Source organism: Streptomyces lushanensis, from assembly GCF_001700515.1.
GTDB classification, from domain to species: domain Bacteria; phylum Actinomycetota; class Actinomycetes; order Streptomycetales; family Streptomycetaceae; genus Streptomyces; species Streptomyces lushanensis.
The window spans coordinates 14,598-31,693 of sequence record NZ_MAUD01000149.1; the positions used below are offsets into that span (position 1 = coordinate 14,598).

The following is a 17,096-nucleotide window of genomic DNA, read 5'->3' on the forward strand; positions in this document are numbered from 1 at the left end:
CGGTTACACCGCCCTCATCAGCAGGGTCGCGGCGATGAGCACTGCCGTACCTCCGAACATCGAGACCGCATAGGTGCGGGCGTAGCCGTTCTGCAGCTTGCGCAGCCGGCCGGAGAGCCCGCCGAACGACGCCGCGGTGCCGTTGACCACTCCGTCGACCAGGGTGTGGTCGACATAGACCAGGGAGCGGGTGAGGTGCTCGCCGCCGCGGACCAGGACCACGTGGTTGAAGTCGTCCTGGAGCAGATCGCGGCGGGCGGCCCGGGTGAGCAGCGAGCCGCGCGGCGCGGTCACCGGGACCGGCCGGCGTCCGTACATCAGCCAGGCCAGCGCCGCGCCGAGCACCAGGACGACCATGGTGGCGCCGGTGACGGTGGCCGCGCTGATCGGCGCTTCCCCGTGGTGGTATCCGGTGACCGGCTCCAGCCAGTGCACGAACCGTTCCCCGATGGCGAAGAAACCGCCCGCGAAGACCGAGCCGAAGGCCAGGATGATCATCGGGATGGTCATGGACTTCGGGGACTCGTGCGGATGCGGCTGGTGCCCGTGCTCGTCGGGCTGCCAGCGCTTCTCGCCGAAGAAGGTCATCAGCATCACCCGGGTCATGTAGAACGCGGTGATCGCCGCGCCGAGCAGCGTGACGGAGCCGAGGATCCAGCCCTGTGTGCCGCCCTTGGCGAAGGCCGCCTCGATGATCAGGTCCTTGGAGAAGAAACCGGAGAGACCCGGGAAGCCGATGATCGCCAGATAGCCGAGCCCGAAGGTGACGAAGGTGACGGGCATGTGCTTCCGCAGACCCCCGTACTTCCGCATGTCGACCTCGTCGTTCATGCCGTGCATGACCGAACCGGCCCCGAGGAAGAGCCCGGCCTTGAAGAAGCCGTGCGTGACCAGGTGCATGATCGCGAAGACATAGCCGATCGGGCCGAGGCCCGCCGCCAGGATCATGTAGCCGATCTGCGACATCGTCGAGCCCGCGAGGGCCTTCTTGATGTCGTCCTTCGCGCAACCGACGACCGCACCGAACAGGAGCGTCACCGCGCCGACCACCACGACCACCAGCTGGGCGTCCGGAGCGGCGTTGAAGATGGCACCGGAGCGGGTGATCAGATACACGCCCGCGGTCACCATCGTGGCCGCGTGGATCAGGGCCGAGACCGGGGTCGGGCCCTCCATCGCGTCACCGAGCCAGGACTGGAGCGGCACCTGCGCCGACTTGCCGCACGCGGCGAGCAGCAGCATCAGCCCGATCGCCGTCATCTTCCCCTCGGTGGCGTCCCCGGTGGAGCCGAGGACCGGACCGAAGGCGAAGGTCCCGAAGGTGGTGAACATCAGCATGACCGCGATCGACAGGCCCATGTCACCGACGCGGTTGACCAGGAAGGCCTTCTTGGCGGCGGTGGCCGCGCTGGGCTTGTGCTGCCAGAAGCCGATGAGCAGGTACGAGGCGAGACCGACGCCCTCCCAGCCGAAGTACAGCAGGAGGTAGTTGTCGGCGAGGACCAGCAGGAGCATCGCCGCCAGGAACAGGTTCAGATAGCCGAAGAAGCGGCGGCGCCGCTCGTCGTGCTCCATGTACCCGATCGAGTAGATGTGGATCAGCGTGCCCACACCGGTGATCAGCAGGACGAAGGTCATCGACAACTGGTCGAGCTGGAAGGCGACATCCGCCTGGAAGCTCTCGACGGGAATCCAGCTGAAGAGATGCTGGTGCAGCGTGCGTCCGTCGCCGCTCCTGCCGAGCATGTCGCTGAAGAGCACCACGCCGATCACGAACGACGCCGCGGCCAGCAGTGTGCCGAGCCAGTGGCCCACACGGTCGAGCCGGCGGCCCCCGCAGAGGAGGACCGCAGCTCCCAGTAGAGGCGCCGCGATGAGCAGCGCGATCAAGTTCTCCACGATTCAGCGACCCCTCAGAGCTTCATCAGACTGGCGTCGTCGACCGAGGCCGAGTGGCGGGAACGGAACACGGACACGATGATCGCCAGTCCGACCACGACCTCCGCGGCGGCGACGACCATGGTGAAGAAGGCGATGATCTGGCCGTCGAGATTGCCGTGCATCCGGGAGAAGGTCACGAACGCGAGATTGCAGGCGTTGAGCATGAGCTCGACGCACATGAAGACCACGATCGCGTTCCGCCGGATCAGCACACCGGCGGCGCCGATGGTGAACAGCAGGGAGGCGAGATAGAGGTAGTACACCGGGTTCATGAGTTGACCTCTTCCTCGTCCCGGCCGAGCCGCTCCGCGGAGCTCCGCTCCAGCGCCTTCAGGTCCGCGATCGCCTCGTTCGACACGTCGCGGATCTGGCCGCGTGCCTTCAGCGTCTTGTTGACCGTCAGCTCGGAGGCCGTGCCGTCCGGCAGCAGACCGGCGATGTCCACCGCGTTGTGCCGGGCGTAGACACCGGGCGCGGGCAGCGGCGGAAGCTGTGTGCCCTTGCGCACCCGCTCCTCGGCCATCTCCCGCTGCGTCTTGGCCCGCTCGGTGCGCTCCCGGTGCGTCAGCAGCATCGCGCCGACGGACGCGGTGATCAGCAGCGCGCCGGTGATCTCGAAGGCGAAGACGTACTTGGTGAAGAGCAGGGCGGCCAGTCCTTCGACATTGCCGCCGGCGTTGGCCTGGCCGAGTCCCGTGAAGGAGTCCAGCGAGGCATTGCCGATTCCCGCGATCAGCAGCACACCGAAGCCGAGCCCGCAGAGGGCGGCCAGCCAGCGCTGGCCCTTGAGCGTCTCCTTGAGGGAGTCGGCGGCGGTGACACCGACCAGCATGACCACGAAGAGGAACAGCATCATGATCGCGCCGGTGTAGACGATGATCTGGACGACGCCGAGGAAGTACGCCCCGTTGGCCAGGTAGAAGACCGCCAGGACGATCATCGTCGCGGCCAGACTCAGCGCGCTGTGCACGGCCTTCTTCATCAGGATCGTCGAGAGCGCGCCGATCACCGCGACGGTGCCGAGGACCCAGAACTGCACGGCCTCACCGGTCGAGGTGGTGGAGGCCGCGGCGGCGACGGACGTCAGCGAGCCGGCGGAGGCGGCGAGCGTGCTCATGCGCCGGCCCCCTCGCCGGACGGAGTCTCGCCCTTGCTCACCGCGACCTGCCGGACCGTGCCGGGCGCGGCCTCGGTGACCAGACCGCGGTAGTAGTCCTGCTCGTCCGTGCCGGGGAAGATCGAGTGCGGTGACTCGACCATGCCTTCCTCGAGCCCCGCGAGGAGCTGCTCCTTCGTATAGATCAGGTTCTCGCGGGAGCTGTCGGCCAGCTCGAAGTCATTGGTCATCGTGAGCGCCCGGGTGGGGCACGCCTCGATGCACAGACCGCAGAGGATGCAGCGCGCGTAGTTGATCTGGTAGACGCGGCCGTACCGCTCGCCCGGGGAGTAGCGCTCCTCCTCGGTGTTGTCCGCGCCCTCCACATAGATCGCGTCCGCCGGGCAGGCCCAGGCGCACAGCTCGCAGCCGATGCACTTCTCCAGGCCGTCCGGATGCCGGTTGAGCTGGTGCCGGCCGTGGAAGCGCGGAGCCGTCACCTTCTGCTGTTCCGGATACTGCTCGGTCAGCCGCTTCTTGAACATGGCCTTGAAGGTCACGCCGAAGCCGGCCACCGGATTCCGGGGAGGACGGGGGATGTCCCCGTGCGAAGAATCAGACACCGTCAGCCTCCTTTCCGTCACTCTCGGTTCCGTCACTCACAGTATTGGCCCCACCACTGACAATCAGCTCCCGCTCCCGCCTCGGCCGCCTGCGCGGTACGGGCGGCAGCGTCTGTCCGGGCAGTGGCGGTACGGGGAATCCGCCCGCCATCGGGTCGAAGGCCGGTGGCTCGGGCTCCCTCGCCGCCGCGGCCCTGTCCTGCTTGTCGCGGAAGATGTCCACGACGAAGGAGAGCAGCAGCAGCGCGATGACCGCTCCGCCGACGTACAGCAGGATCGACTGGAAGTCGTAGTTCTCGTTCCGCAGCGCGCGTACGGTCGCCACGAGCATCAGCCAGACCACCGAGACCGGGATCAGGACCTTCCAGCCGAGCTTCATGAGCTGGTCGTAGCGGACGCGGGGCAGCGTGCCGCGCAGCCAGATGAAGAAGAAGAGCAGAAGCTGCACCTTGACGACGAACCAGAGCATCGGCCACCAGCCGTGGTTCGCGCCCTCCCAGAACGTGGAGATCGGCCACGGTGCGCGCCAGCCGCCGAGGAAGAGGGTGGTCGCGACGGCCGAGACGGTGACCATGTTGACGTACTCGGCGAGCATGAACATCGCGAACTTGATCGACGAGTACTCGGTGTTGAAACCGCCGACGAGGTCGCCCTCGGACTCCGGCATGTCGAAGGGCGCGCGGTTGGTCTCGCCCACCATCGTGACGATGTAGATGATGAAGGAGACCGGCAGCAGGACGATGTACCAGCGGTCGGCCTGCGCCTCGACGATCGCCGAGGTCGACATCGAGCCCGAGTAGAGGAAGACCGAGGCGAACGCGGCGCCCATGGCGATCTCGTAGGAGATCATCTGCGCGCAGGAGCGCAGACCGCCGAGCAGCGGATACGTCGAGCCCGACGACCAGCCCGCGAGGACGATGCCGTAGATCCCGACCGAGGCGACGGCGAGGACGTAGAGCATCGCGATCGGCAGGTCGGTGAGCTGCATCGTGGTGCGCTGGCCGAAGATCGAGACCTCGTTGCCGGCCGGACCGAACGGGATCACGGCGATCGCCATGAAGGCCGGCACCGCGGCGATGATCGGTGCGAGGACATAGACGACCTTGTCCGCGCGCTTGACGATCACGTCTTCCTTGAGCATCAGCTTGATGCCGTCGGCGAGCGACTGGAGCATGCCCCAGGGACCGTGCCGGTTGGGCCCGATCCGCAGCTGCATCCAGGCGACGACCTTGCGCTCCCACACGATGGAGAAGAGCACGGTCACCATCAGGAACGCGAAGCAGAAGACGGCCTTGACGGCCACCAGCCACCATGGGTCGCGGCCGAACATCGACAGGTCCTCGGCGGCGAGGACCGTCTGCGGAGCCGTCACGAAGTGGGCGAGGGCGGTCATGCGCGCACCTCCGGTGCCGGGTTGGCCGGGCCGATACGGACCAGCGTGCCGGGGCGTGACCCGGTGTCCGCGAGAACACCGCCGCCCGTGGAGTTCAGCGGCAGCCACACGACCCGGTCGGGCATCTCCGTCACCAGCAGCGGCAGAGTGACCGTGCCCACGGGCCCGGTGACGGCCAGTTCGTCGCCGTCCTTGACGCCTGTCTCGGCGGCCGTCGTGGCGGAGAGCCGGGCGACCGCGGCATGGCGAGTACCCGCCAGCGCCTCGTCGCCCTCCTGGAGCCTGCCCTGGTCGAGCAGCAGACGGTGGCCCGCGAGGACCGCCTCGCCGTCGCCGGGACGCGGCACCGGACGGGACGACTCCAGCGGCTCGTCGGCGCGCTCCCCGTCCCAGCCGGAGAGCCGGTCGAGTTCCGCGCGTACGGCCCTCAGGTCCGGCAGCGCGAGATGCGCGTCCATCGCGTCGGCGAGCATGTGCAGCACCCGCGCGTCGCTCGGTGCGAGGCGCCGGGTCATCTGTTCGGGCTTGAGCGAGGCCTCGAAGGTCCGCGCCCGGCCCTCCCAGTTGAGGAAGGTGCCCGGCTTCTCCGCGACGGCGGCGACCGGGAAGACCACGTCCGCCCGCTCGGTGACCTCGCTGGGCCGCAGCTCCAGCGAGACCAGGAAGCCGACCGAGTCCAGCGCGGCCAGCGCGGCCGCCGGATCGGGCAGGTCCGCGACCTCGACGCCCGCGACGAGCAGGGCGCCCAGCTCGCCGGTGGCTGCGGCCTCGACGATCCGGCCGGTGTCACGGCCGTAGCGGTGCGGCAGTTCGCGTACGCCCCAGACCGCCGCGGTCTCCTCACGGGCCCGCGGATCGACGGCGGGCCGGCCGCCGGGCAGCAGCGTCGGGAGCGCGCCCGCCTCGATCGCGCCGCGCTCGCCGGCCCGCCGGGGGATCCACACCAGCCGGGCGCCGGTCGCGGTGGCGGCCCGCGCCGCGGCGGTGAGTCCGCCGGGGACCGCGGCCAGCCGCTCGCCGACGATGATCACCGCGCCGGGGACGCGCAGCGCCTCGGCGGCGCGTGCCCCGTCCCCGTCCAGTCCCGTCGCGGAGGTGAGCGCGTCCAGCCACTCGGTCTCGGTACCCGGGGCGGCCGGCAGCAGGATGCCTCCGGCCTTCTCCAGACCCCGGGTGGCGTGGGTGGCGAGCGAGAAGGTGCGCTGACCGCGCTTGCGCCGCGCCTTCCGCAGCCGCAGGAAGACGCCGGGCGCCTCCTCCTCGGACTCGAAGCCCACGAGCAGAACCGTCGGGGCCTTCTCCAGCGTGGTGTAGGTCAGGCCCGTGCCGTCCAGGTCCCGGCCGCGTCCGGCGACATGGGCGGCGAGGAAGTCGGCCTCCTCGGTGCTGTGCACGCGCGCGCGGAAGTCGATGTCATTGGTGTCGAGGACGACCCGGGCGAACTTGGCGTACGCGTAGGAGTCCTCGACGGTGAGCCGGCCGCCCGCCAGCACACCGGCCCGGCCGCGGGCCGCGCCCAGACCGCGGGCCGCCGCCGCCAGCGCCTCGGGCCAGCTCGCCGGTTCGAGGACGCCGTCCTCGTTCCGTACGAGCGGAGTGGTGAGCCGGTCGGGCTTCTGCGCGTATCGGAAGCCGAACCGTCCCTTGTCGCAGACCCACTCCTCATTGACCTCGGGGTCGTTCGCCGCCAGCCGCCGCATGACCTTGCCGCGCCGGTGGTCGGTACGGGTCGCGCAGCCGCCCGCGCAGTGCTCGCAGACGCTCGGCGAGGACACCAGGTCGAACGGGCGGGAGCGGAAGCGGTACGCAGCCGAGGTCAGCGCGCCGACCGGACAGATCTGGATGGTGTTGCCGGAGAAGTACGACTCGAACGGGTCGCCCTCGCCGGTGCCGACCTGCTGGAGCGCGCCACGCTCCAGCAGCTCGATCATCGGGTCGCCCGCGATCTCGTTGGAGAACCGCGTGCAGCGGGCGCAGAGCACACACCGCTCACGGTCGAGCAGCACCTGGGTGGAGATCGGGACGGGCTTCTCGAAGGTGCGCTTCCTGCCCTCGAAGCGGGTGTCCGGGTCGCCGACCTGCATCGCCTGGTTCTGGAGCGGGCACTCGCCGCCCTTGTCGCAGACCGGGCAGTCCAGCGGGTGGTTGATGAGCAGCAGCTCCATCACTCCGCGCTGGGCCTTCTCGGCGACCGGCGAGGTGAGCTGCGACTTGACCACCATCCCGTCGGTGCAGGTGATGGTGCAGGACGCCATGGGCTTGCGCTGGCCCTCGACCTCGACGATGCACTGCCGGCAGGCACCGGCCGGATCGAGCAGCGGATGGTCGCAGAAGCGCGGGATCTCGATGCCGAGCAGCTCGGCGGCGCGGATCACCAGGGTCCCCTTGGGGACGGAGATCTCGATGCCGTCGATGGTCAGCGAGACGAGGTCCTCGGGCGGGACCGGGGCCTCACCGCTCCCGGAGCCGGCGGCCGACGTGGTGACGGTCATGCGTTCACCTCCAGGTGGTTGTCGGCCCAGGCGGTCGACCTGGACGGGTCGAGGGGGCAGCCCTTGCCGGTGATGTGCTGCTCGTACTCCTCGCGGAAGTACTTGAGCGAGGAGAAGATCGGGGCGGCGGCGCCGTCGCCGAGCGCGCAGAACGACTTGCCGTTGATGTTGTCGGCGATGTCGCCCAGCTTGTCGAGATCGGACATCTGTCCCTTGCCGGCCTCGATGTCGCGCAGCAACTGGACCAGCCAGTAGGTGCCTTCACGGCACGGTGTGCACTTGCCGCAGGACTCGTGCGCGTAGAACTCGGTCCAGCGGGTGACGGCCCGTACGACACAGGTGGTCTCGTCGAAGCACTGGAGTGCCTTCGTGCCGAGCATGGAGCCCGCGGCGCCCACGCCCTCGTAGTCCAGCGGGACATCGAGGTGCTCGTCGGTGAACATCGGTGTCGAGGAGCCGCCGGGCGTCCAGAACTTGAGCCGGTGGCCCTTGCGGATACCGCCGCCCATGTCGAGGAGCTGGCGCAGGGTGAGGCCGAGGGGGCCCTCGTACTGGCCGGGGTTGGTGACATGCCCGCTGAGCGAGTAGAGCGTGAAGCCCGGGGACTTCTCGCTGCCCATGGACCTGAACCAGTCCTTGCCCCGGTGCAGGATCGCGGGAACCGACGCGATGGACTCGACGTTGTTCACCACAGTGGGGCACGCGTACAGACCCGCGACCGCCGGGAAGGGGGGACGGAGCCTGGGCTGGCCGCGACGGCCCTCCAGCGAGTCGAGCAGCGCGGTCTCCTCGCCGCAGATGTACGCGCCCGCGCCCGCGTGCACGGTGACATCGAGATCGAGTCCGCTGCCCAGGATGTTCTTGCCGAGATAGCCCGCCGCGTAGGCCTCGCGGACCGCTTCGTGCAGCCTGCGCAGTACGGGCACGACCTCGCCGCGCAGATAGATGAAGGCGTGCTGCGAGCGGATCGCGTAGCAGGCGATCACGATGCCCTCGATGAGGGAGTGCGGATTGGCGAAGAGAAGGGGGATGTCCTTGCAGGTGCCCGGTTCCGACTCGTCCGCGTTGACGACGAGATAGTGCGGCTTGCCGTCGCCCTGCGGAATGAACTGCCACTTCATTCCGGTGGGGAAGCCCGCGCCGCCGCGTCCGCGCAGCCCGGATTCCTTGACGTACGCGATGAGATCGTCCGGCGCCATCGCGAAGGCCTTCTTGAGCCCTTCGTATCCGTCGTGCCGCTCATAGGTCGCCAGGGTCCAGGATTCCGGCTGGTCCCAGAAGGCGGACAGGACGGGTGCGAGGAGCTTCTCGGGACTCGTCCCGTTCTCGTCCAGCTCGGCTGTCATGGTCATCACTCCCCCTCCTCAGCTTCGGGTCCGGCCGGGCCGGCAGGGTCGGAGGCCGACGTCTGCTGTGGTGCGTCGTGCGAACTGAGGTGCTGCGAGCCCGGCTGCGGTGCGTCGTGCGGTGCCCCGGAGTCACGCGGGCGCACCACCCGAGGCGCGGGCGCCTCACCCTTGGCCAGCCGCAGACCGATCAGCGAGGCGGGACCGGCGCCGCCCGTGGCGCCGACGGCGCCCGGGCGCTCGTCGGGGAAGCCGGCGAGGATGCGCGCGGTCTCCTTGTACGTGCACAGCGGCGCGCCCCGGGTGGGCTCGACGGGACGGCCGCCGCGGAGATCGTCGACGAGCCGCTTGGCGCTGTCGGGCGTCTGGTTGTCGAAGAACTCCCAGTTGACCATCACCACGGGAGCGAAGTCGCAGGCCGCGTTGCACTCGATGTGTTCGAGCGTGACCTTGCCGTCCTCGGTCGTCTCGTCGTTGCCGACGCCGAGGTGCTCCTTCAGCTCGTCGAAGATGGCGTCGCCGCCCATCACCGCGCAGAGCGTGTTCGTACAGACGCCGACCTGGTAGTCGCCGCCCGGCTTGCGCCGGTACATCGAGTAGAAGGTCGCGACGGCGGTGACCTCGGCGGTGGTGAGTTCGAGCAGCTCGGCGCAGAAGGCCATGCCCGTACGGGACACATAGCCCTCCTCCGACTGCACCAGGTGCAGCAGGGGGAGCAGTGCGGAGCGTGCCCCGGGGTAGCGGGCGATGATCTCCTTGGCGTCCGCTTCGAGCCTGGCCCGTACGTCGGCCGGGTAGTCGGGCGCGGGGAGCTGGGGCATGCCCAGGCTGACCTCGGAGTTGGGCGGTGTGGCGGTCACCGGTCGACGCCTCCCATCACGGGGTCGATGGACGCGACGGCGACGATGACATCGGCGACCTGGCCGCCCTCGCACATGGCCGCCATGGCCTGGAGATTGGTGAAGGACGGGTCGCGGAAGTGGACCCGGTAGGGACGTGTGCCTCCGTCGGAGACGACATGCGCGCCCAGCTCGCCCTTGGGCGACTCGACAGCCGCGTACGCCTGTCCCGGCGGCACCCGGAAGCCCTCCGTCACCAGCTTGAAGTGATGGATCAGAGCCTCCATGGACGTGCCCATGATGTTCTTGATGTGGTCCAGCGAGTTGCCCAGACCGTCGGGGCCGAGCGCGAGCTGGGCGGGCCAGGCGATCTTCTTGTCGGCGACCATCACCGGTCCCGGCTCCAGCCGGTCCAGGCACTGCTCGACGATGCGGAGCGACTGGCGCATCTCCTCCAGCCGGATCAGGAAGCGGCCGTAGGAGTCGCACGAGTCGGCCGTCGGAACGTCGAACTCGAAGGTCTCGTATCCGCAGTACGGGTCCGACCTGCGCAGATCGTGCGGGAGCCCGGCGGAGCGGAGGATCGGTCCGGTGGCGCCCAGCGCCATGCAGCCGGCCAGGTCGAGATAGCCGACGTCCTGCATCCGGGCCTTGAAGATCGGGTTGCCGGTGGCGAGCTTGTCGTACTCCGGCAGGTTCTTCCGCAGCGTCCTGACCAGCTCGCGCAGATGGTCGACGGCGCCCGGCGGCAGATCCTGGGCGAGTCCGCCGGGCCGGATGAACGCGTGGTTCATCCGCAGTCCGGTGATCAGCTCATAGGCATCGAGAATCAGTTCACGATCACGGAAGCCGTAGATCATGATCGTCGTCGCGCCCAGCTCCATACCGCCGGTGGCGATACAGACCAGATGCGAGGAGAGCCGGTTCAGCTCCATCAGCAGGACGCGCAGCAGTGTGGCACGGTCCGGGATGTCGTCCTCGATGCCGAGCAGCTTCTCCACACCGAGGCAGTACGCCGTCTCGTTGAAGAACGACGTCAGATAATCCATCCGCGTGACAAAGGTGGTGCCCTGCGTCCAGTTGCGGAATTCGAGGTTCTTCTCGATACCGGTGTGGAGATAGCCGATGCCGCAGCGGGCCTCGGTGACGGTCTCGCCCTCGATCTCCAGAATCAGCCGGAGCACTCCATGGGTGGACGGGTGCTGGGGACCCATGTTGACGACGATCCGCTCGTCGTCCGCCTTGGCGGCGGACTGGACGACCTCGTCCCAGTCACCGCCGGTGACGGTGTAGACGGTGCCCTCGGTCGTCGCGCGGGCGGTGGCGTGCGGGGTTTCGTGAGGAGCAGACATCAGGAGTACGACCTCCGCTGGTCCGGAGCCGGGATCTGGGCGCCCTTGTACTCGACGGGGATACCGCCGAGGGGATAGTCCTTGCGCTGCGGGAAGCCCTGCCAGTCGTCCGGCATCATGATCCGGGTCAGCGCGGGGTGGCCGTCGAAGATCAGGCCGAAGAAGTCGTACGTCTCACGCTCGTGCCAGTCGTTGGTCGGATAGACCGCGACCAGGGACGGGACATGCGGATCGGCGTCGGGGGCGGACACCTCCAGCCGGATCAGCCGGCCGTGGGTGAGCGAGCGCAGATGGTAGACGGCGTGCAGCTCACGGCCCTTGTCACCGGGGAAGTGGACGCCCGAGACACCGGTGCAGAGCTCGAAGCGGAGCGCCGGATCGTCACGGAGCGTACGCGCCACCTGTACGAGGTGTTCCCGGGCGACATGGAAGGTGATCTCGCCCCGGTCGACGACCGTCTTCACGAGGGCGTTCCCGGGAGCGATCCCCTGCTCCTCCAGCGCGCCCTCGAGCTCGTCGGCGATCTCGTCGAAGACACCGCCGGGACCGCCGTACGGCCGGGCCGAGGCACCGGGCAGCGTCACGGTCCGTACGAGACCGCCGTAACCGGAGGTGTCGCCGCCGTTGTTGGCGCCGAACATCCCCTTCCGTACGCCGATGACCTCACCGGTGTCGTCCCGGGGGGACGGAACGTTATTTCCGGATTGCTGCTCGTCGCTCACCGCAGCAGCCCCTTCATCTCGATCGTCGGGAGCGCCTTGAGAGCCGCTTCCTCCGCCTCACGGGCCGCTTCCTCCGCGTTGACCCCGAGCTTGGAGCCCTGGATCTTCTGGTGAAGCTTGAGGATGGCGTCCATCAGCATCTCGGGGCGCGGCGGGCAGCCGGGCAAATAGATGTCGACAGGGACGATGTGATCAACACCCTGGACAATCGCGTAATTATTGAACATCCCGCCCGATGACGCACAAACCCCCATGGAGATCACCCACTTGGGATTGGGCATCTGGTCATAGACCTGCCTCAGCACGGGCGCCATCTTCTGGCTCACTCGCCCGGCCACGATCATCAGATCGGCCTGCCGCGGCGAGCCGCGGAAGACCTCCATGCCGAACCGCGCCAGGTCGTAGCGACCCGCGCCGGTCGTCATCATCTCGATCGCGCAGCAGGCGAGGCCGAAGGTGGCGGGGAAGACGGACGACTTCCGCACCCAGCCCGATGCCTGCTCGACGGTGGTGAGCAGAAAACCGCTCGGCAGCTTCTCTTCGAGTCCCATTGGTGCCCCCTTGGCCCCTTTAGTCCCATTCTAGGCCGCCGCGCCGCCATACATAGGCGTAGGCGACGAAGACGGTGAGCACGAAGAGCAGCATCTCCACGAGCCCGAAAATCCCCAGCGCGTCGAAGGTGACGGCCCAGGGGTAAAGGAAGACGATCTCGATGTCGAAGACGATGAAGAGCATCGCCGTCAGGTAGTACTTGATCGGGAAACGGCCACCTCCGGCCGGCGTGGGCGTGGGCTCGATGCCGCACTCGTACGCCTCAAGTTTCGCCCGGTTGTACCGTTTTGGGCCGATAAGCGTGGCCATGACCACGGAGAAGATGGCAAACCCAGCCCCGAGGGCGCCGAGCGCGAGGATCGGCGCGTAGGAATTCACGCTCCTCAGCTCCTTCCAGTCGTCCTTGACCGTTGGACCGCACCGGGCATCCACCTCGCCGCCCCACCGCGATCACCGAAGATCGCGTACATGTGAGGCAGTTCACAAGCCCGACTGCCACGCATCCTATGCCTGGTGGTCTGTGATCTGCGACACGGGGTACGGCAACACCTTTGTGATCTCCACCACCTGACGAACGATCATGAAGTCGGATGAGCGGTGATCTTCATACGCGAAGCGGCCGGGCCATCACCAGATGTGACATCCGACTCCGTTCCCGCTGGTCGGAGGCGTGCCGCTGTACCAAGAGATGCACCGTACAGGCAAATTGGCAATGGGACGGCCGGGAGTGATAAGGCGCCGGGGCTCACCCGGGCGAGGGGAAGGCGAGGACGGAAGTGGACACGTGCACGCGTTCACGAGCGAGGGGGGGCGGCACCGGGGACGCACCGGTTCACCCTCGATTCACCCTCGCGAATCCTCCGGCCGGACTCCGTGATCGTTCCGGCCGCCGAGCGGTGACCATCCTGTGACCTGTACCACATCACTCAACCTTCGAGAGAAGCGGGCTTGGCCATGAGTGTGAAGGGATGGTAAGCGGTGGGCAATTCGGGCCTTTCCTCAAAAGGCCATGATCAAGGCCATGATCACTCGTGCCCGTTTTGCCCGGTACGGCGTCAATAAGAGTGACAACTAAGCGGATTCAAATATTCCGGACGTAACTGTGTCGCAATACACGATGCTTGACGGGAACCAGGTACCTGCTGATACCGGTGTACCCATGTCCCACACCGCTCACATACCCAGCCACCGGAAACCCCGCCGCGGCGCGTCGAAAGTCGCCATCCGTGCCGGAGTCGCCGGTGGCGTCCTCAGCACGATCGCGGTGGCCGGTGCCGCCGGACCGGCGAACGCCGCCGAGCCGGTGACCGAGACCATCGAAATGCCCACGCTCACATCCGGGCTCGCAGGCGCCGTCGCACAGTCCGCGGACGCCACCCAGAGGGTCGCTCTCAGCCTTGAGCTGAACGCCCAGGAGAACGCCGCGGCCACCAAGGCCGCCCAGGCCGCCAGGAAGGCCAAGGCCGAGGCGGAGCGCAAGGCGGAGGCCCGGAGGGCCGAGGCGAAGAAGAAGGCCGAGGCCGCCGCCCGCGCCGAGGCCGAGGCGACGGCACGCGCCTCCCGTACCTCCGAGCGCACGACGCTCGCCCCGACGTCCGCGAGCAGCGACTCGGGCTCCGGTACGGCCGCCGCTCCCAAGGCCACCTCGCAGGCGAGCGGCTCCGCGGGCGCGCTCATCGCGTTCGCCCAGGCCCAGCTCGGTGACGCGTACGTGATGGGCTCCACGGGCCCCAACGCCTGGGACTGCTCCGGTCTGGTCCAGGCCGCGTACCGGCAGATCGGTGTCGACCTCCCGCGCGTCTCGCAGGACCAGTCGACAGCCGGCACGCAGGTCTCCCTGAGCAACCTCCAGCCGGGCGACATCCTGTACTGGGGCGGTGCGGGCAGCGCGTACCACACGGCGATCTACATCGGCGGCGGCGAGTTCATCGGCGCGCAGAACCCGAGCTCCGGCGTGGTCCAGAAGTCCCTGGACTGGGACCCGCCGAGCGGCGCGGTCCGCGTCCTCTGACGTCCCGCCTGATAGGTGTTACCGAGGGCCCGCACCCCGCTCGGGGGGATGCGGGCCTTCGCTGTCCCCCGATCGAGTGACAGCACGGGCGATCGCTTCTGGGTAGGAACCAAGGAGACCAGGTCATGTCCGGCGGATCCTCGTGGATCGGCCCGGGGCGTCCGGCAAAGGGGGCACCTCCCGTGCCGTTCAGGCCACGGGGGAGCGTCGCGAGGCGGAGGACCGGCGTCGTCGACGGACTGGACGTACTCGGACGGCTCCGACAACGCGGCGAGGTGCCGTGCCAGGCGTTCCGGGTCCACGTGGATCCGCCGGACAGGGCCTTGAGCGCACCACCCCAGGAGGTACCGCACATGACCGTTCGCGGGATCGACGTTTCCTCGCACCAGAATTCCACGTTCAGCACGAACGGGCTCTCGTTCGTCTTCGTGAAGGCCACCGAAGGCGTCTCGTACATCAATCCGAAGATGACCGCGCAGGCCGCGCACGGGCGGGCCGCCGGGCTGGTGGTGGGCTTCTATCACTTTCTGCGGCCCGGAAGCATGAAGGCGCAGGCCAGATATTTCGTGGAGGAGTGCGCGAGCATCGAGGGCGATCCGCTTTTCGCGGACTGGGAGGACGAGGGAGTCTCCTGCGCCGAGAAGGACGCCTTCCTCGCCGAGGTGAAGCGGCTCCGAGGCGCGACGCACCGCGTCGGGCTCTACTGCGGGCAGTACTACTGGCTCAACCGGGACACCACCAGCAACGCGGGCGACGCGCTGTGGATCGCGGACTACGTGACGCCCGGAGAGCCCCGGATCAAGGCCAGATGGAGGTTCCACCAGTACACGGACACCCCGGTCGACACCAACGTGGGAGCGTTCGCCGACCGGGCGGCACTGCGGAAGTGGGCGGACGGCTAGACCCTCGTCCAGATCCTGCCGCGCCGGATGTCCGCGCCCTCGGGGCTCACGCCTTGGGGGCGACCTTCGACAGGCCGTTGATGATCCGGTCCATCGCGTCGCCGCCCGTCGGGTCCGTCAGGTTCGCCAGCATCTTCAGCGTGAACTTCATCAGCAGCGGATGCGTCAGACCGCGCTGGGCCGCCAGCTTCATGATCTTCGGGTTGCCGATCAGCTTCACGAACGCGCGGCCCAGCGTGTAGTAGCCGCCGTAGGTGTCCTTGAGGACCTTCGGATAGTGGTGCAGGGCCAGTTCGCGCTGGGCGGGCGTGGCGCGGGCATGCGCCTGGACGATCACGTCGGCGGCGATCCGGCCCGATTCCATGGCGTACGCGATGCCCTCGCCGTTGAACGGGTTGACCAGACCGCCCGCGTCGCCCACCAGCAGCAGGCCCTTGGTGTAGTGCGGCTGGCGGTTGAACGCCATCGGCAGGGCGGCGCCGCGGATGGGCATCGTCATGTTCTCCGGCGTGTAGCCCCAGTCCTCCGGCATCGACGCGCACCACGCCTTGAGCACCTCGCGCCAGTCCAGCTCCTTGAACGAGTCGGAGGTGTTGAGGACGCCGAGACCGACATTGGACGTGCCGTCGCCCATCCCGAAGATCCAGCCGTATCCGGGCAGCAGCCGGTCCTCACCGGGCCCCCGCCGGTCCCAGAGCTCCAGCCAGGACTCCAGGTAGTCGTCGTCGTGGCGCGGCGAGGTGAAGTACGTACGGACGGCCACCCCCATCGGCCGGTCCTCGCGCCGGTGCAGCCCCATCGCGAGCGACAGCCGCGTCGAGTTGCCGTCGGCCGCGACGACGAGCGGCGCGTGGAAGGTGACCGGTGTCTTCTCCTCGCCCAGCTTGGCGTGCACGCCGGTGATGCGGCCGGTGCGCTCGTCGGTGATCGGAGCGCCGGCGTTGCAGCGCTCGTACAGCCGCGCGCCCGCCTTCTGCGCCTGCCGTGCGAGCTGCTCGTCAAAGTCGTCCCGCTTGCGGACCAGTCCGTAGTCCGGGTAGGAGGCCAGATCCGGCCAGTCGAGCTGGAGCCGTACACCGCCGCCGATGATCCGCAGGCCCTTGTTGCGCAGCCAGCCCGCCTCCTCGGAGATGTCGATGCCCATCGACACCAACTGCTTGGTGGCACGCGGGGTGAGCCCGTCACCGCAGACCTTCTCGCGCGGGAACGCCGTCTTCTCCAGCAGCAGTACGTCCAGGCCCGCCTTGGCCAGGTAGTACGCGGTCGTGGAACCGGCGGGGCCTGCGCCGACGACGATCACATCCGCGGTGCTTTCGGAGCGGGGCTCGGTCACGGCGGGTTCTCCCGAAGACTCGAAATTGCGTACCGGACGGCACTGGACATGTGCAGTCTATGGGGGCGCATCGACGCCTCCGCTGAAGGGCTGCCCCCGTGACCGACATGACCACGCCGCTCCCCTCCCCCGTGGTGCGGCTCCGCGTCCCCACCGACGAGGACGCGCTCGACTGGCACCGGGTGTTCAACGATCCCGAGGTGATGGAGTTCCACGGCGGTACGCCCGCGGAACGCTCGGTGTACGAGGAGTTGACCGCCCGTCAGCGCAGGCACGACGCCGAGCGCGGCTTCTGCTTCTGGACGCTGCTGGACCAGGACGGCGAGGTGATCGGCTTCACCGGCGCGCAGCCCTGGCCGCACGCGTCGTTCGGGCCGGTCGGCGAGATCGAGATCGGCTGGCGCCTCGGCCGGGCGCACTGGGGCCGCGGTTACGCGACGGCCGCCGCGCGGGCCACGCTGGAGCGGGTACGGGCGGCGGGCGTCGCGTAACCG

The 17,096-nt window shown here is 68.5% G+C and carries 15 protein-coding genes and 1 pseudogene; 3 read left to right on the forward strand and 13 right to left on the reverse strand.

Annotation, left to right across the window (positions count from 1 at the left end):
- Nucleotides 1–3 precede the first annotated feature (3 nt).
- Genes nuoL through BFF77_RS13935 form a run of 12 tightly spaced genes read right to left on the reverse strand, consistent with a single transcriptional unit; the run spans nucleotide 4 to nucleotide 12,734 of the window.
- On the reverse strand, nucleotides 4–1,899 hold the full coding sequence (gene nuoL, locus BFF77_RS13880; RefSeq protein ID WP_066948559.1) for an NADH-quinone oxidoreductase subunit L: 1,896 nt from the start codon (nucleotides 1,897–1,899) through the stop codon (nucleotides 4–6).
- A 14-nt stretch (nucleotides 1,900–1,913) separates the two neighbouring features.
- The gene (nuoK, locus tag BFF77_RS13885; protein ID WP_066948562.1) at nucleotides 1,914–2,213 is read right to left on the reverse strand and encodes an NADH-quinone oxidoreductase subunit NuoK; all 300 of its coding nucleotides are present in this window, start codon (nucleotides 2,211–2,213) and stop codon (nucleotides 1,914–1,916) included.
- On the reverse strand, nucleotides 2,210–3,058 hold the full coding sequence (locus tag BFF77_RS13890) for an NADH-quinone oxidoreductase subunit J (RefSeq protein WP_066948565.1): 849 nt from the start codon (nucleotides 3,056–3,058) through the stop codon (nucleotides 2,210–2,212). The genes nuoK and BFF77_RS13890 overlap by 4 nt, the downstream gene beginning before the upstream one ends.
- Nucleotides 3,055–3,660, reverse strand: coding sequence for an NADH-quinone oxidoreductase subunit NuoI (gene nuoI / locus BFF77_RS13895; RefSeq protein WP_066948569.1), 606 nt, complete (start codon nucleotides 3,658–3,660; stop codon nucleotides 3,055–3,057). Before nuoI ends, BFF77_RS13890 begins: the two co-directional genes overlap by 4 nt.
- The gene (nuoH, locus tag BFF77_RS13900) at nucleotides 3,653–5,053 is read right to left on the reverse strand and encodes an NADH-quinone oxidoreductase subunit NuoH (RefSeq protein WP_066948572.1); all 1,401 of its coding nucleotides are present in this window, start codon (nucleotides 5,051–5,053) and stop codon (nucleotides 3,653–3,655) included. Before nuoH ends, nuoI begins: the two co-directional genes overlap by 8 nt.
- Nucleotides 5,050–7,545: an NADH-quinone oxidoreductase subunit G gene (locus BFF77_RS13905; protein ID WP_066948575.1), complete on the reverse strand. Its 2,496-nt coding sequence runs from the start codon at nucleotides 7,543–7,545 to the stop codon at nucleotides 5,050–5,052. Before BFF77_RS13905 ends, nuoH begins: the two co-directional genes overlap by 4 nt.
- The gene (gene nuoF, locus BFF77_RS13910) at nucleotides 7,542–8,897 is read right to left on the reverse strand and encodes an NADH-quinone oxidoreductase subunit NuoF (protein ID WP_066948578.1); all 1,356 of its coding nucleotides are present in this window, start codon (nucleotides 8,895–8,897) and stop codon (nucleotides 7,542–7,544) included. Before nuoF ends, BFF77_RS13905 begins: the two co-directional genes overlap by 4 nt.
- The gene (gene nuoE / locus BFF77_RS13915; RefSeq protein ID WP_066948607.1) at nucleotides 8,897–9,712 is read right to left on the reverse strand and encodes an NADH-quinone oxidoreductase subunit NuoE; all 816 of its coding nucleotides are present in this window, start codon (nucleotides 9,710–9,712) and stop codon (nucleotides 8,897–8,899) included. Before nuoE ends, nuoF begins: the two co-directional genes overlap by 1 nt.
- 35 nt (nucleotides 9,713–9,747) lie before the next feature.
- Nucleotides 9,748–11,082, reverse strand: coding sequence for an NADH-quinone oxidoreductase subunit D (locus BFF77_RS13920; protein WP_066948581.1), 1,335 nt, complete (start codon nucleotides 11,080–11,082; stop codon nucleotides 9,748–9,750).
- Entirely contained in the window at nucleotides 11,082–11,804 is a 723-nt protein-coding gene (locus BFF77_RS13925) for an NADH-quinone oxidoreductase subunit C (RefSeq protein WP_066948584.1), read from the reverse strand. Before BFF77_RS13925 ends, BFF77_RS13920 begins: the two co-directional genes overlap by 1 nt.
- Nucleotides 11,801–12,355 (reverse strand): NuoB/complex I 20 kDa subunit family protein, encoded by a 555-nt coding sequence (locus tag BFF77_RS13930; protein WP_066948586.1) that lies wholly within the window; start codon nucleotides 12,353–12,355, stop codon nucleotides 11,801–11,803. The genes BFF77_RS13925 and BFF77_RS13930 overlap by 4 nt, the downstream gene beginning before the upstream one ends.
- 19 nt (nucleotides 12,356–12,374) lie before the next feature.
- Nucleotides 12,375–12,734 carry an NADH-quinone oxidoreductase subunit A gene (locus BFF77_RS13935; RefSeq protein WP_046505070.1) on the reverse strand — a complete coding sequence of 120 codons (360 nt, stop codon included), beginning with the start codon at nucleotides 12,732–12,734 and terminating at the stop codon, nucleotides 12,375–12,377.
- Nucleotides 12,735–13,515: 781 nt separating this feature from the next.
- Here BFF77_RS13935 and BFF77_RS13940 point away from each other — a divergent pair.
- Together BFF77_RS13940 and BFF77_RS13945 are read left to right on the forward strand one after the other, a co-directional pair.
- Entirely contained in the window at nucleotides 13,516–14,367 is an 852-nt protein-coding gene (locus BFF77_RS13940; protein WP_066948589.1) for a C40 family peptidase, read from the forward strand.
- A 353-nt stretch (nucleotides 14,368–14,720) separates the two neighbouring features.
- The gene (locus BFF77_RS13945) at nucleotides 14,721–15,269 is read left to right on the forward strand and encodes a glycoside hydrolase family 25 protein (RefSeq protein WP_066948592.1); all 549 of its coding nucleotides are present in this window, start codon (nucleotides 14,721–14,723) and stop codon (nucleotides 15,267–15,269) included.
- A gap of 46 nt (nucleotides 15,270–15,315) precedes the next feature.
- On the opposite strand, the gene BFF77_RS13950 is transcribed toward BFF77_RS13945, so the two are convergent.
- Nucleotides 15,316–16,602 carry a geranylgeranyl reductase family protein gene (locus BFF77_RS13950; protein ID WP_066948595.1) on the reverse strand — a complete coding sequence of 429 codons (1,287 nt, stop codon included), beginning with the start codon at nucleotides 16,600–16,602 and terminating at the stop codon, nucleotides 15,316–15,318.
- A gap of 107 nt (nucleotides 16,603–16,709) precedes the next feature.
- Here BFF77_RS13950 and BFF77_RS13955 point away from each other — a divergent pair.
- Nucleotides 16,710–17,087 (forward strand): annotated as a pseudogene (locus tag BFF77_RS13955) (GNAT family N-acetyltransferase); the annotation flags it as partial.
- Nucleotides 17,088–17,096 lie beyond the last annotated feature (9 nt).